The 14251-nt window shown below is 48.9% G+C and carries 13 protein-coding genes; 6 read left to right on the top strand and 7 right to left on the bottom strand.

Going from position 1 to position 14251, the window contains the following annotated elements; translation table 11 throughout:
• Nucleotides 1-3: 3 nt before the first annotated feature.
• Complete coding sequence (locus J5224_RS19560) at nt 4-759, bottom strand: helix-turn-helix domain-containing protein (protein ID WP_264626939.1); 756 nt, start codon at nt 757-759, stop codon at nt 4-6.
• Nucleotides 760-1051: 292 nt separating this feature from the next.
• Complete coding sequence (locus tag J5224_RS19565; protein WP_264626940.1) at nt 1052-1387, bottom strand: gamma-glutamylcyclotransferase; 336 nt, start codon at nt 1385-1387, stop codon at nt 1052-1054.
• Nucleotides 1388-1663: 276 nt separating this feature from the next.
• Here J5224_RS19565 and J5224_RS19570 point away from each other — a divergent pair, with 276 nt between their 5' ends.
• The 3 genes from J5224_RS19570 to J5224_RS19580 all read left to right on the top strand — a co-directional run bounded on the left by J5224_RS19570 (nt 1664) and on the right by J5224_RS19580 (nt 6698).
• A complete protein-coding gene (locus tag J5224_RS19570) occupies nt 1664-3016 on the top strand; it encodes a diguanylate cyclase (RefSeq protein WP_264626941.1) in 1353 nt (450 codons plus the stop codon).
• A 105-nt stretch (nt 3017-3121) separates the two neighbouring features.
• Nucleotides 3122-3451 carry a DHCW motif cupin fold protein gene (locus J5224_RS19575; RefSeq protein WP_264626942.1) on the top strand — a complete coding sequence of 110 codons (330 nt, stop codon included), beginning with the start codon at nt 3122-3124 and terminating at the stop codon, nt 3449-3451.
• Between the two features lie 304 nt (nt 3452-3755).
• On the top strand, nt 3756-6698 hold the full coding sequence (locus J5224_RS19580; protein ID WP_264626943.1) for a hypothetical protein: 2943 nt from the start codon (nt 3756-3758) through the stop codon (nt 6696-6698).
• A 20-nt stretch (nt 6699-6718) separates the two neighbouring features.
• Here the strand turns inward: J5224_RS19580 and J5224_RS19585 are convergent, their stop codons facing one another.
• Together J5224_RS19585 and J5224_RS19590 are read right to left on the bottom strand one after the other, a co-directional pair.
• A complete protein-coding gene (locus tag J5224_RS19585) occupies nt 6719-7345 on the bottom strand; it encodes a glutamine amidotransferase-related protein (RefSeq protein ID WP_264626944.1) in 627 nt (208 codons plus the stop codon).
• A 186-nt stretch (nt 7346-7531) separates the two neighbouring features.
• On the bottom strand, nt 7532-8653 hold the full coding sequence (locus J5224_RS19590) for a cupin domain-containing protein (protein ID WP_264626945.1): 1122 nt from the start codon (nt 8651-8653) through the stop codon (nt 7532-7534).
• A gap of 224 nt (nt 8654-8877) precedes the next feature.
• Between J5224_RS19590 and J5224_RS19595 the strand changes: the two genes are divergently transcribed.
• From J5224_RS19595 to J5224_RS19605, 3 genes are read left to right on the top strand one after another with little or no spacing between them, the layout of a single operon-like run.
• Complete coding sequence (locus J5224_RS19595) at nt 8878-9924, top strand: Fe(3+) ABC transporter substrate-binding protein (RefSeq protein ID WP_413544702.1); 1047 nt, start codon at nt 8878-8880, stop codon at nt 9922-9924.
• Nucleotides 9908-11659, top strand: a complete 1752-nt coding sequence (locus J5224_RS19600; RefSeq protein WP_413544703.1) for an ABC transporter permease — start codon at nt 9908-9910, stop codon at nt 11657-11659. The genes J5224_RS19595 and J5224_RS19600 overlap by 17 nt, the downstream gene beginning before the upstream one ends.
• A complete protein-coding gene (locus tag J5224_RS19605; protein WP_264626946.1) occupies nt 11652-12368 on the top strand; it encodes an ABC transporter ATP-binding protein in 717 nt (238 codons plus the stop codon). The genes J5224_RS19600 and J5224_RS19605 overlap by 8 nt, the downstream gene beginning before the upstream one ends.
• A 24-nt stretch (nt 12369-12392) precedes the next feature.
• Here J5224_RS19605 and J5224_RS19610 read toward each other — a convergent pair whose 3' ends face one another.
• From J5224_RS19610 to J5224_RS19620, 3 genes are all read right to left on the bottom strand, one after another.
• Nucleotides 12393-13040: a hypothetical protein gene (locus J5224_RS19610; RefSeq protein ID WP_264626947.1), complete on the bottom strand. Its 648-nt coding sequence runs from the start codon at nt 13038-13040 to the stop codon at nt 12393-12395.
• Between the two features lie 15 nt (nt 13041-13055).
• Nucleotides 13056-13814, bottom strand: a complete 759-nt coding sequence (locus J5224_RS19615; RefSeq protein ID WP_264626948.1) for a PD-(D/E)XK nuclease family protein — start codon at nt 13812-13814, stop codon at nt 13056-13058.
• Between the two features lie 188 nt (nt 13815-14002).
• Nucleotides 14003-14251: SDR family oxidoreductase (locus J5224_RS19620; RefSeq protein WP_264626949.1), on the bottom strand; the 249-nt coding region annotated here is incomplete at its 5' end.

The raw sequence follows: 14251 nt of genomic DNA on the forward strand, positions 1-14251 counted from the left end.
ACGTTAACTCGCTTGCAATAATTTCTTCAAATTCCTTGGCGAAACACCAATCACTTCTTTCACTTCATTGGAGAAATGAGAAAGTGATGCATATCCATGATTCATTGCGATAGTCGTTAAATTATTATCGCCATTAATCAATTCAAACAGTGCCTGCCCCAGACGCCAATCACGTAGCGCAGATTTTGCCGTATTGCCCAATGCGCGCCGCGATAAACGTCGAAAATGAGAAACCGAGAGCCCATAACGAGCACAGAGCGTCTGTAAACGCTGGGTGGAATTACTTCGATAAGCATCAAAAAGGAACTCAACCAGGGCATACCATTCAGATTGTCTCAATACATTGGAAAAACACGCCAGGCCTTCCGTTCCCAACAACGTCTGATGCAAAAGCCAATATTCCAGCGCCTTTTGCTCAGGCTCGTCGCCAAGTGTCGTTGGCATGCTTGCCATCAGCGATCGTGGGCCGTAAGTACTTTCTTTATTCATTGATTTATCGACAAACACTTGCAGTTTTGCCAGCAACGTAAAATCAAGAGATAAACAATGTAATTCACCATGCTCAACGGTAACTGAGGCCGGTGCGATGGCAAGCAAATGTTGCTGGTTAGCAGGGATTGTGCATTCCGCCGTATTTGCTTTGTCGCGAAAGCGAAGGTAACATTCTTGCCCATTGCTCTGTGTCAGTAATAAAGCGTACTGAGAGAACTGATATTCCTCGCCAACATTAAGCTGACGGTATTGCCCCATATCTTCCATTGATTAGCTCTTTTGCATCCAAACGTTCGATGCAGTATAAAGTCTCGCCAATGGCATTCCTGATGAGATAATAATGGTTGGCCTTCTTGCTTCCGACACCGCCATCAAATTATAGGAGGAAATAGCTTTTTTTATATTTTATTTCATAAAGATAATTAAAGTTAAATAGACACAGCCCGAATCAATATTGACAGGGCTAAAGATAATGACAGCAGACGCGGCGCAGATGAAAAACGTTTTTTTATAGCACGTCCCCCGCCATACGTGGAAAGGCAGCACGCATACCGTCGTATTAACGTGCTTCGGGTACCACCGTGTAGATGAAAGAGGAGACAATCTCCCCCTCTTTTGTCGTGACGTCTACCGGCACTCTGGCATATTCCTCACCTTCAAATTCATCAAGCGCATCCCAATGCTCGGCCAGGGACGCAGAATAAAACAGATACCCCTCAACGCGGTTTCCGGTGTTATCGAGAACAATCCCCGGATACCCCATACCGGCCCCCCATCCTGCATCAAGCAGTGAACCCGATACCGAGCCCTGCACCCACGTGCCGCCTATCGACTCCAACAGATGCGCATTTTCACACTCGGGCATCAGCGTGCCGTATACAAAGAGACTGTCCATACTGCTCCTGTCATGTTAACAATAATGATGTGTCCTGCTCTGGTGGTAAGGAGCGTCGCGTAATATTTACCGTAACGCAGCAAGGGGATCATTATCAACATTATCGATGAACGCCCCCACATTCCTCAACGCGGTCCATTGGACCTTGCAGCAAGGTTGCCCCTGTAATATTTCTAAATCCATTTCATCAATACCAGATACTTTCTCCTCTGCGTAACGTGTATTCTTATTCTATTGCGCCAATTGCCTGAATACATTTTGGACGTACCGATAATAATGAAAAATGATGAAGAACAACCCTTGGGCTTCAACGAGGTTGATGTAAACCATCTCTTTGAATTGCTCCATCATAACTCCGATTGGGTATGGGAAGTTGACGCTCAGGGCCGTTATACCTGGGTTTCTGAGGTGGTCACCGAACTACTGGGATTTACACCGCAAGAGGTTATAGGTAAAACACCGTTTGATTTTATGCCGCCGGGTGAAGCAGAACGGGTTGGGCAAACGTTCGGTGAAATTGTTGCAGCCAAAAGGCCTTTCTCTGGGTTGGTGAATCGCAATCGACGGGCTGATGGTCGTATTGTAGTACTGGAAACCAGCGGCATTCCGCTGTTTGGCCCCGACGGTGAGTTGCGCGGTTATCGTGGCATTGACCGCAATATATCAACGCTCGGTGAACGGGTTTTGCAGTTGGAAACCATCTATGACACCACGCCCGTTGCCCTCTGCATGATCGATCGTGCGGGTCGTATTGTGATGTCCAACAAGGCCATGATGCGTTTGCTGAACCACAGCGACGAATCAGCATCGGAACTTCTGGTATCCACATTGATGCCCGATTGTTGGTTCCAATTTGAAACCGATTTCACACTGGCCGACAAGGGGTGGGACATCCCTAGCCGTGAGGTCATCTGGCTCGATCGCTGCTATTACACCCAGCCCGTACCGGTGCGAGATGCCAGTGATAATGTGGTGGGACTTTCCGTCACCTGGGTTGATGTCACCCGGCGCAGTCAGGCAGAGCAAAAGCTCGCCGACGCCAATAAAGTGCTGCAACAATATGCGCAACACGACCACCTTACTGGGCTGTTTAACCGGCGCAAGATGGACGAATACCTGATTGAAGAAATCACTCACACCCTACAAAAACGCATCCCGCTTTCGGTGTGCCTCGCCGATATCGACTTTTTTAAACACTACAATGATACGTTCGGTCATCAGGCAGGTGATGATTGTCTGCGCACGGTAGCAAAAACGCTGCTTTCTTCCCGGTTGCGCAGCGACGATAACGTGAGCCGCTACGGCGGCGAAGAGTTTCTGGTGATTTTACCGCATACCGACAAAGTAGGAGCGGTAATCGTTGCCGAGCGCCTGCGGGAAAATATTCACGCACTGCGATTACCACACAGCGCCAGCGCTACGGGTTACCTCACCATCAGCATCGGTGTTGCAACACTGAACAGCGATCAAGCCAGCCCGGAAGACAGGCCGCTACATATGATTGCCAGTGGACTAATTCACCATGCGGATACCGCCCTTTACGCGGCCAAAAACCAAGGGAGAAACCGGGTAGTTGCCGCCCCGGATGACGATCACCGGGACGCTCCCCATCGCCCACTCACACGGTGATACGCATGCGAGATAACAGGTAATGATGACTTCACTTGAAGCGGAGTAACAATATCTGCTAACAATAAGGGTCCTGCACGTAAATAATAATAAGGTAACCTTAAGATGCACATGGCAAATATTCCGTTTGGTATCACCGATTGGTCACTGATTGAACCGACAACGCACAGCGGCGACGTCGGCTATGCATTATGGCGTACACAGTATTTCGACGATATTCGCGTAAGAATGGTAGAGTACTCCGCGGGATATATCGCCGATCATTGGTGTAAAAAAGGGCATATTCTTCTTTGCCTTGAAGGCGAACTGATTAGCGAACTGGATGACGGCAGAATCTTTACCTTAACGCCCGGTGTCAGCTATCAAGTCGCAGACCAGGCAGAAGCGCATCGCTCTACCTCTCCCAAAGGCGCCAAACTGTTTATTGTTGACTGAAAACGCAAACGGAATGTTGCGTGTCGCTAAATGTAGAGCTGACCGAGAAGGTAACCTTCGGTATAGGGAATGCACGCGAAAATTAAAAGGTAATCAACGCTAATCAATAAAAAGCCAGCGCCAGCGCGCTGGTTTTTTATGAGTGAAGATAATAGAGTTGTTCACATCTACGACATACTTAGATAATAAACATTACCTCAAGAGAAAGACAAAAATCTCGGTCATCCTTAATTGAGATTATTTTTTAATAACGATGACGTGACTACAATGCCTATAGTCCATTCTTTTTGAATGGAGTCAAAAAATGCCTATTACCGCTATGCAACATCGTTTATCCACGGCATATTATTATGATAAATTTCACGAGAATAAACATGAGAAAACTTTAGAATCAATTAATTCAAACCCCTCTATAAGTGTTCACAATTTCAGTTCCAACATTAGCTATATTGAAAATTCACCGAGAATATCCTCTCCATCGTCAACCTCACTTCCCGTCCGAAGAGGTGCAATAGCAACCACCCTTCAACTTATGCTGCTATTTGATTTTTTACACCGTTTTGACACGGCCTCTTTTTCTTATAAAGAGAACCAATTATCTATTATGGATAATAATCCCGCATTTACTGAACGTAATCATTTTATTGAAAATCATCCGGTTTCTATATCTCTTACTGACGACGGACAGGTTTCCTCTCAGCCCTTATTGTTACCAAAAATAGAACAGGGAGAGACATCGTATACTAATAGCAATAGCACGCTTTTTATCAATGAAAATAGTCACATTATCTCAGATAATCAAAAAAAGAATGCGTTGGTTTTGGCCATTAAAAATCACCTGGTGTCTGATGGACAATTAACCGCCGCAGAAGGTCAGGATTTTGAAATGTCATTAAAGCAGTGGGCAAAAGCCGGTCCTTTCTTTGTCACTCCGCTGATTGATAGTGCCGTTCGAATGAAGCGAGCATTGATACCTGAGTTTGACTCCCAAACCGCAGAACATATAAAAGAACACTGCGCCTTTGAGGAAGAAATACTCAATGCTAACGGCGAGAATGAAGGGAAATTGCTTTTATTTCAAGCCCAGCGAGCAGAGAACCCTTTTAGGATGATTTATGATGATACCGAGGGAAACCCACCACCCGAAACCCGGGGCGCAGCCGAAGGATTAAATATTATGACGGATATACTGACGCTAGGGATAAAACCGTTAATTGGTAAGCTCATTGCCAATGCAAAACGCCGTGAGTATTATAAAAATCAAGGTGATGAAATCTGTGCTGAACGCTTTCGTCGACTAAATATCGCTGAGATCGCGACATCCCTCGATATTGATAGTATCGCACTCAAACCCCGTGGTATTGCCCGCAAAATAAAACCTACTGAATTGCAGCATACCGCGTCGGGCCAGAACAGGGCGGCGTATTATGTTCGGAATCCGCAAAATGGGATAAAGAAAGAAATTTTACTTGAACTTCAACCAAGTAATACCGCTATCCATACCGAAGGCCAAACGATTTTTCTTAAACCGACGGATAAACCTAATGAGTTTATGACATATCATCCCTATGCCACAAAACCCGAGTTATTGCAGAGAAAGGTGATTGTCGATGAAGACACGCTCGCGTGGCGTTATGCGGACACCTTCGATACCACCAATCTTAATGTTGAAGTGAGGGAAGGAAAAAAGCAGATACCGCTGTACGGCGAATACTACGATCTGCAAAAAAATGGAGAGGGAAAGTTTGAGATCGTGCTGCGAAAAGCTTCAGGTTCTCACGAGTATGTTCCAGTATATCTTGAACCATTATCCAAAACCTGGCACATGCGTACACATAATCAGCACCCTGTGTTTACCCACGAACAGGAAAATATCATTAACACTCTCCGCATTGAACCCGACAGAAGCTTCAACTACATTCCCTACACCAATAATAATCCAAAGTATTATAGTTCGGGAAAGGTTTATCGCGCAGAGAAAATTGACGACACCTCACATTATACCTGGGGACGGTATATTGAAATGAACGGAGAAATTGTGCCAGTGAGAGAAGTCGTTTCTCCCGGGCGAGGCGTTCACTATGAGATTCATAATATTAATCATCCTGATAAAGAACACTACTTAGTGTCGTGGGACGGCGGTCGCTGGGTATTTGAGCGCCCAACGTCTGTTCATGTGTCAAGTGCGCTTGAAAAACAGATCACTTCAGACATGTTCATTCATAATATCGATGTAACACATCTCTCCTCTCCGGATAAGAATGGGTTGCGGTGGGACTCAAATAATAATAGCTATTTAAATATCGACAACCACTTTATCCATGTAAAGAAGGTAAGTAATAACCGTTTTCTTCTGCTTAATGAAGTGGATATCCCGAAGATGACGCTTCGATTTAAGAAAAATAAATTTCACAAAGAAAACATTAACGAGAGGTTGGATAATATATTAAAAATTGGATTAAGTGGTAAAGAAAGAAAAACAGCACTAAATTTACTCAAGGATGTTGATGGTTACACCGAATCGTCTGCACAAAAACTACTTTCCGAGTATAACTTTAATAAAAGTGGACTCTTCAGTGATTATTCATTTGCACTGGAGATTAAGAACACAGGGAAACCCCCTTTATGGTCTAGAATGTTCAAGAAAAACAAACCATCGGATAATATTTCTTCACAGTCCCAATCTGCGGGAGGGGCGAAGTCAACCTTATCAAATAATAAGGTTTATTTTAATTTAGGAGATAAGATAGGCGAAGGTGTGTTTGGAAAGGTTTTTGTTGATGCGGATGATAGTAGGTATCTTATCAAATTATATAAATCACCGAGTAATCTTGTGGCAGAAAAAATAGCCAAACATGAGACTGAGATGTTTCAGCGATATTATGGCGAAGAGGCTGCAATGTACTTTGTCAATGATAAAGGGAACGCCTGTGTCAGAATGTATAGAATTCCTGGTCAAACACTGAATGCTCTACCGCGAGGAACATTACCCCATGATGCGGATGTGAAATTTGTCGATATGATAGAGAGGTTGAACAGCCTCGGCATCATACATCAGGATCTTCATTCTCAAAATGTACTATGGGATTCTGCGTCAGAGTCATTTTTCCCTATAGATATTAGTAATGTAAAAGAAAAATATTTCAATGCTGATACCAGTGGAAAACAAAAAATGAATGCGAAAGGTATATCAGATTTTGATAGAGCCTTGAATGATATAGCGTGGAAGAAAAAAAAGGGGCCATAGAGAATGGGCAGTAAAAAAAATTAGTTGATAGAAAATAAAAAACGGCCCGCAAGCACTGTTTTCAGAGAGATGACAAATCCCAGTGTAGGTGAAGTCCAGCGTTTGGGGCATCTCGCCGACACATTTGTCCTGAACAAATTTGAACAGTGCTTGCGTTGATAAGTCAGCCTGGCCACATGGGTACCCACACTAAAGGCTTGATTGTCACATACCGCGCTGCCCACCAGTCGTATCCCTGAATCCGGAATCTCAAAGCGATCGCCGTGCCAGTGCAGCACAGGAACATCCGATAGCGGAGCCAACACAGCGGCTTGTGGCGTCGATGCCAATTGAATGGGCCCATAGCCAATCTCTTTCCCCCCCATCGGTGCAACGCGCGCGCCAAGCGCTCGAGCCATTAATTGCGCCCCAAGACAAATACCCAGCACAGGGCGCTGCTGCGCCAGCCGTTGCCGAATAATCGTTAATTCCTGACCCCAAAAGGGGTAACCCGTTTCATCATTGGCGCTGATCGGGCCACCCAGCACAATCAGTACATCGGCATGCAGAGGATCGAACGTCGCCAAAGCGGTAATAGGCGTGTCGATATAGTGATACTGAAAACCACATTCATGAATGGGTATCGCCCAGTGTGCCCAAGTCTTCAAAAGGCACATGTCGAAAAACAACCACAGTTTTCATCGAAAGCTCCTTTGTCGCGCATGAAAAACAGGCCAGTATCTGTCATGCAAAATACTGGCCTGTTTTTCCTGTCTATGGCACGTCGGGTCCGCTTTCTGCGATGGATAGAACCCTCGCCGGACAAGACCGCACAAGGGCTCAAACATCACGCATTACTCTTCGAAGTACCAGTATCCCTGATTAATCAGCGCCGTCAGCTCAGCGACAACCGCGGGATTCTGAAGCCCATCACCCAAGGTTTCACGGGTGATTTCAGTATCATGACACAACGCGTCAGCCACCTGCGCATCAGGCATTTCCAGCGTTTCGCCGTTGATAAACACGTTATCGCCCACACGCACCACCCGCAAACCGCTGAGACGCGTTAACACTTCACCATCAAGTAGGGCGTTGATCACTTCGCTTTGTTCGAAAGGCGGTTCCACCGGTGCGACATCCAGCTCATGGCGCGGCGTGGAGATAAAACGGCCGAACCAGTGATTAAAATCGTCCGGCTGGTTGATCATGTCGATCATCATGGTGCGTAAACGTTCAAGCTCGTGCGCTTCAACGCGCTCAGGATGTTCACGCAGGGTTAAATCCGGATCGCTGTAATGCTCACTGCCAAGATCGTTTTCCAGCGCATAGTCGGCAAAACTGCTGATCAAATCCCGGCCATTTGGCCCTCGGAAACCAACGGAATAATTGAGTGTGGTCTCAAAGGTAAAACCGTCATGAGGGAAGCCCGGCGGAATATACAGGATGTCGCCAATCTCCATTTCGACATCAATGATCGGCGTAAACGGCTCACAGTGCAGCAGCGCCGGATGCGGGCAATGCTGTTTCAACGGGAGCTTATCACCTACGCGCCAACGGCGACGCCCCATCCCCTGAATGATAAAGACGTCGTACTGATCGATATGCGGCCCAACGCCGCCACCCGGCACAGAGAAAGAAATCATCAGATCGTCCAGCCGCCAGTCCGGCAGGACGCGAAACGGGCGAACCAGCTCCGCTGACGGTGCATGCCAATGGTTGACCGCCTGAGCCAGCAACGACCAATCGGTTTCCCCTAAGTCATCAAAATGCTCAAACGGCCCATTGCTGGCTTGCCACTGGCCATTTTTATGACTCACCAGTCGGCTATCCACCTCAGGTTCCATCGCCAGGCCAGCCAGTTCGTCGGGCGTGATCGGATCGACGAAATCAGGGAACGCGCGTTTTAATACAACCGGCTTTTTTTGCCAGTAATTGGCTAAAAATTCGGGCCAGTTCAGATTGAGTTGGAAAGACATAATTCACACCAGTGAGAAGGGAAACGGGCAAGATTATAAAAAGAGTGATACCGGTCCCGCCTTGTCATGCGTCAAGACTCTACGCATCCTTCCACACATCACCGCATTAATGAGTTGAAAACGAGACTAATTATCATCTATATTTTGATTCCCATTAGAAAATATTTCACCACGTGATAATTCCATATCAATACTAAGGTTTTTACTCTGGAGAAGATAACAATATGGCTATCCTGCTTTCCTCTGCTCGCCGTGGTATACATCGTCTGGTGCTGGCTTCAGCGCTGCTGGCCGCTTACGCCGCCCCCGTCATGGCTGAAGAGTCATTAACGCTGTATACCACGCGCGAGCCGGGCCTTATTCAGCCATTGCTGGATACCTTCACCAAAGACAGTGGCGTGAAGGTCAATACGGTTTTCATCAAAGATGGCATGCTTGAGAGAGTCAAAGCTGAAGGGCAAAACTCCCCGGCGGACCTGCTGATGACCGTCGATATTGGTAATCTGGTGGATCTGGTCGAAGCCGGCGTGACGCAGCCAGTGAAATCAGCAGCGCTGGAAGCCGCCATTCCTGCCAATTTGCGCGGTGCCGATGACCAATGGTTCAGCTTATCCATGCGCGGCCGCGTACTGTATGCAGAAAAATCGCTGCCGCTCAACAGATTCACCTATGAATCGCTGGCCGATCCGCAGTGGAAAGGCAAAGTGTGCATCCGTGCCGGACAGCATCCGTACAACACGGCCTTGATTGCGGCCATGATTGCACACCACGGTGAAGCCAAAACGGAAGAATGGCTGCGCGGCGTTAAAGCCAATCTGGCACGCAAAGCCACCGGCGGTGATCGTGATGTAGCACGCGATATTCTTGGCGGCATCTGTGATATCGGCCTGGCCAATACCTATTATGTTGGCCACATGAAGAACGCCAAAGAGGGCACGGACGCGCGCCAATGGGGCGATGCGATCAAAGTGGTGAAACCGACCTTCGAGCAAGGCGGTACGCATGTCAATATCAGCGGCGCAGCGGTCAGCCGTTATGCACCGAATAAGGCGCAGGCGGTGAAACTGCTGGAATATCTGGTGTCAGCACCAGCCCAGCAACTCTATGCCAAGGCCAACTATGAATATCCGGTGCGCAAGGGCGTTGAGCTGGATCCGATTATTCGTGACACCATTGGTGAACTGAATGTCGATCCCCTGCCGTTAACCGATATCGTGAAATACCGTAAACAGGCCAGCCAATTGGTTGATAAAGTTGGCTTCGATCAATAAGTATCTACATGGACTGACGGCACGCAGCAGGTTCGATACGCTGCGCGCCGCGTTTTCGCCACTCGGCATCACCACCAGCGCTATTGCACTCGGTGTGCTGGTGCCGATCCTTTCTCTGCTCTGGCTGGCGGCCGACACTGATTTCAGCCATTGGACACACCTGTTTCAGTATGTGTTGCCTGTCGCGGCGCGCAACACGGTGATCCTGCTGGTCGGCGTTGCGTTACTGGTGACCGTCATCGGTGCTGGCAGTGCCTGGCTGGTTACCCTGTATGAGTTCCCGGGGCGGCGCATCCTCAGTTGGGCACTGCTTTTGCCACTCGCGATGCCAACCTATATCGTGGCCTTTGCCTGGCTGGATCTGCTGCACCCTATCGGCCCGGTCCAGACGGCGCTGCGAGCCCTGCTCGGCTACGACAGCCCTCGCCAGTTTCGCTTGCCGGATATTCGCTCCATGACCGGTGCCATAATCCTGCTGGGCATCGTGCTCTACCCTTATGTTTACCTCACCATGCGCGCCATGTTTATTAGCCAGCCCGCCCATTTGCTGGAAGCGGCGCGCACATTGGGCAGGAGTGCGACCGGCGCCTTCTTGCACATCGCACTACCGATGGCGCGACCGGCACTCGCCGTGGGCGTCAGTCTTGCCCTGTTGGAAACGCTCAATGATATCGGTGCATCTGAATTTCTTGGCGTCAACACGCTAACGGTCGCTATTTATACCACCTGGGTGACACGCTCTGATTTGCCCGCTGCCGCACAAATTGCCGTATTAATGCTGGTTGGCGTAATGCTGCTGCTGACATTGGAATATTACGGTCGACGCCGTCAGCGCTACGGCAGCAGCCGCTCGCAGCGCACGGTAACGCCTATACGCTTATCCGGCGTAAAGGGGATGCTGGTCTTTAGCCTAACGGCCTTACCCGTCATACTCGGCTTTATCGCCCCGGCACTGTTTCTCGCTTGGGAAAGTGCCAAGCGCCTGCATCAGGAGACGCCCCTTTCCCACGGATTGTGGCAGTCCCTGCAAAACTCACTGCTGCTGGCGCTTGGCGTCACGCTCACGGTGTTAGTCACCGGCATGATTGTCGCCTGGTTTGCTCGCCATTCCGCCATCCGCTCACAGCGCAGTGGCTTTCGCCGCGGGCTGCTGCGTGTTGCTTCTCTTGGGTATGCGGTGCCGGGCACCGTACTGGCAATAGGGTTACTGACACCCGGGCTGGCCGTGGATAAATGGCTGGCAAGCCTACTGGAATATCAGGGGTTACCCTTGCTCTCGGGTGGCATTCTGCTGGTTATCTGCTGCGCGATTCGTTTTCAGACTATCGCCATCGGTGCCACGGATGCCGGCCTGACGCGCCTGTCTCCCGCGCTTGAACAAGCGTCACGCCTGTTAGGTGAGAACACCACCGGGACCTTTTTCCGCGTGCATCTGCCGCTATTACGCCCGGCGTTGGTCACCAGCGCCTTGCTGGTGTTCGCGGATGCGATGAAAGAATTACCCGCAACGTTACTGCTGCGACCGGTCAACTTCGAAACGCTGGCCACCGTGCTGTATGCCGAAGCCGCACGCGGTACTTACGAAGAAGGGGCGATTGCCGCGTTGCTCATCGTGCTGGCAGGCACATTACCGGTAATTTTGCTGGCGCACAGCCAGTTCAGCACCGCGCGCAAACCCCATGAACCGCAACAGAACACCGCATCATATCAAGGAGAATCGTCGCGCCATGTCTGACGCCACACTGGTTCTGGAAGCCATCCATGTTGCCTACGGACATGGACAACAGCAACATCATGTCCTCAGCGGTTTTTCGCTCAAGGTTCAAGCGGGTGAGATCACCTGTTTGTTGGGGGCATCCGGCAGCGGAAAAACCACGGTATTACGCGCCATCGCCGGATTTGAACCCCTGAGCGCAGGCCGTATTCAGGTTTCAGGCACCTGCGTTGCCGGGCCGGGCATTCACCTGCCGCCGGAAAAACGCCACGTTGGTATGGTGTTTCAGGAATATGCCCTGTTTCCTCATCTGACGGCGGCGAAGAATATCGCGTTTGGTTTGCGCAAACAGCCAAACGCCGTCATCCAGTCCCGCGTGCGTGAACTGTTGGAACTCATCGGGTTAAGCGCGTTGTCAGAACGTTATCCGCATGAGCTGTCCGGCGGCCAGCAGCAGCGCATCGCGCTGGCACGCGCGTTGGCGCCAGAACCCAGCATTCTGCTGCTGGATGAGCCGTTTTCCAGCCTGGATGCCGAGACGCGTCAGCGGTTGGGGCAAGATGTGCGCGACATCCTCAAGGCATCAGGGCAAACGGCCCTGATGGTCACGCACAGTGAGCAAGAAGCGGTGATGATGAGCGATCGTATCGGTTATATGCAGGCGGGAGCATATAAGGAAGCGCCAGCGCGTGCCTCGTCACTCAAAACGACGCAGGCAGGAACCCTCTGAGACATCACGAATGCCCGAGACACCTTACGTATTACTCTCTTCTGGACTGGATAAAAACATCGCATCGAAGGTATACACAGCCTCTTGCAGTTTTTCCAGCGCGTCTCTGACCGAAGCGAATACCTCGTGATCTTCGGGAAATTTACCGAATTCCTGCCAGCATTGGATAACCTGATCAAGATCTACGTTAACGGGCAAGAAAAAACGCCCACCAGAGAGATCATCAAAATCCAAACAATTAACCAATGTCGTGCGATACTTTGGATCAAGGTTATTGATATGCGCGTCCAGTTTCTTTGATCCGCCAAAATGGCTGGCTTGTATTTCAAAACAAAAACCAAATTGGGCATCTTTTACCCCGACGCCAGTGATAGCGGCCAGATTGTAATTAACACCATCGCCTTGATGTGTGTGAGTTTCAAACCAACACTTCCATTTTTTGGCACCTACTTTCCAGTGTTTTGGAGCAAGCCAACAATAATCATTTAGTGAAAAATTTAATTGGCACTCCCATTCATTTTTTTTTGCAAAACGAGCAATGCAGAGATCAAATCCTTTCCAAAAAGCGGGTTGAATCAGCGTCTCGAATACCACCGCTGCCTCATTAAACATCTTCAGCTGCGAAAGGATAATAACACCAGCCTGGCGTTCCGCATGATTATCTGACGTCATGTCTCTTTCCTTTTATTAAAATTGGTGCATACGTTCAATAAAACAAAATGCTGCATGCGCTGCTATTTGCTTCATGGGAGAAGCAGGGTGAACAGCAACTGCCTTTTGATATGCTTTATGCATATCCCCCTCCATCTCTCTGGCCAGATGACGCCATGACAGACACGAAATATGATGATTGTTCGAGCCACTACTTACGGGTTGTCTGCCATTTGGGGTTAAAAACACCACGCCCCAGGGGCGCCCCCCGGCTTTTTTCTCAGCGTCTGAACAATAGCGCTCAATTTGCTTATCTTGCTCAAAAGCACCGATTTTCACTTCAATCAACAAGAAAAAATTATCCGCATCGATCTCAATATCAACCCGATTTTTACTGTCGCCGACCGGATTGGTTTCAACCTGCACGCGGCAGTAACGCATAAAACTCGCAGGGAAAAATTCCTTTTTTGAGGTTCGTGATAATGCCAGCAACGCATTTAGCGGAATAGCATCAAAACCGTGTGACCCTTCCGGATTCAGCAACCAAGCCAGCACGGATGAATTGCGTACTTCATTACGTTTTAGCCCTGCAATATCCCAAGGGTCAAAGGACAATACGTTATGCTGCACTGCCTGAAGCGGTGTCGTCAGGCGATTTAAAAAGGCCCTGAACTGGTCAACATCAATGACTATTTGTTCAGTATTTGTTGGCTCGTTGGACGTTAATACGTTTTCTGGCCATTGTTGAAAAAAGCCCGGCAACCATTCCACCAGAGACTGATGATTTGTCTCCATATCCCTTCCCTTTTACTGATAGCCATGCGGCGAAAATAACGCACAGTGCTGTCCGTTTGCATAAACGGCAAAAGCATCATCATAAATGCCAATCCGTAAAAAGCGAGTGTTTATGGATTCAGAGAATGCCAATAAGGCGGGGAATTTCCCGAGCCGCGTTGAGCACACGGCGACTCGGGCAACGTGACTTAGCGGTAAACAATCCCACCATCAATCAGAATGGCCTGACCGGTGACATAGTCTGAATCGGGCCCAGCCAGATAAGAGACCAGACTGGCCACATCATCCGGCGTCTCAGCACGACCCAGCGCAATACCTTCAACATATTTTTTATAGGTTTCACCGACAGGGGCACCGGTAATTTCTGAGAAACGCTTATCGATTTCAGTCCACATCCCCGTTCCGACAATCCCCGGACAATACGCGTTTACCGTAAT

This window comes from Candidatus Symbiopectobacterium sp. NZEC135, assembly GCF_025962695.1.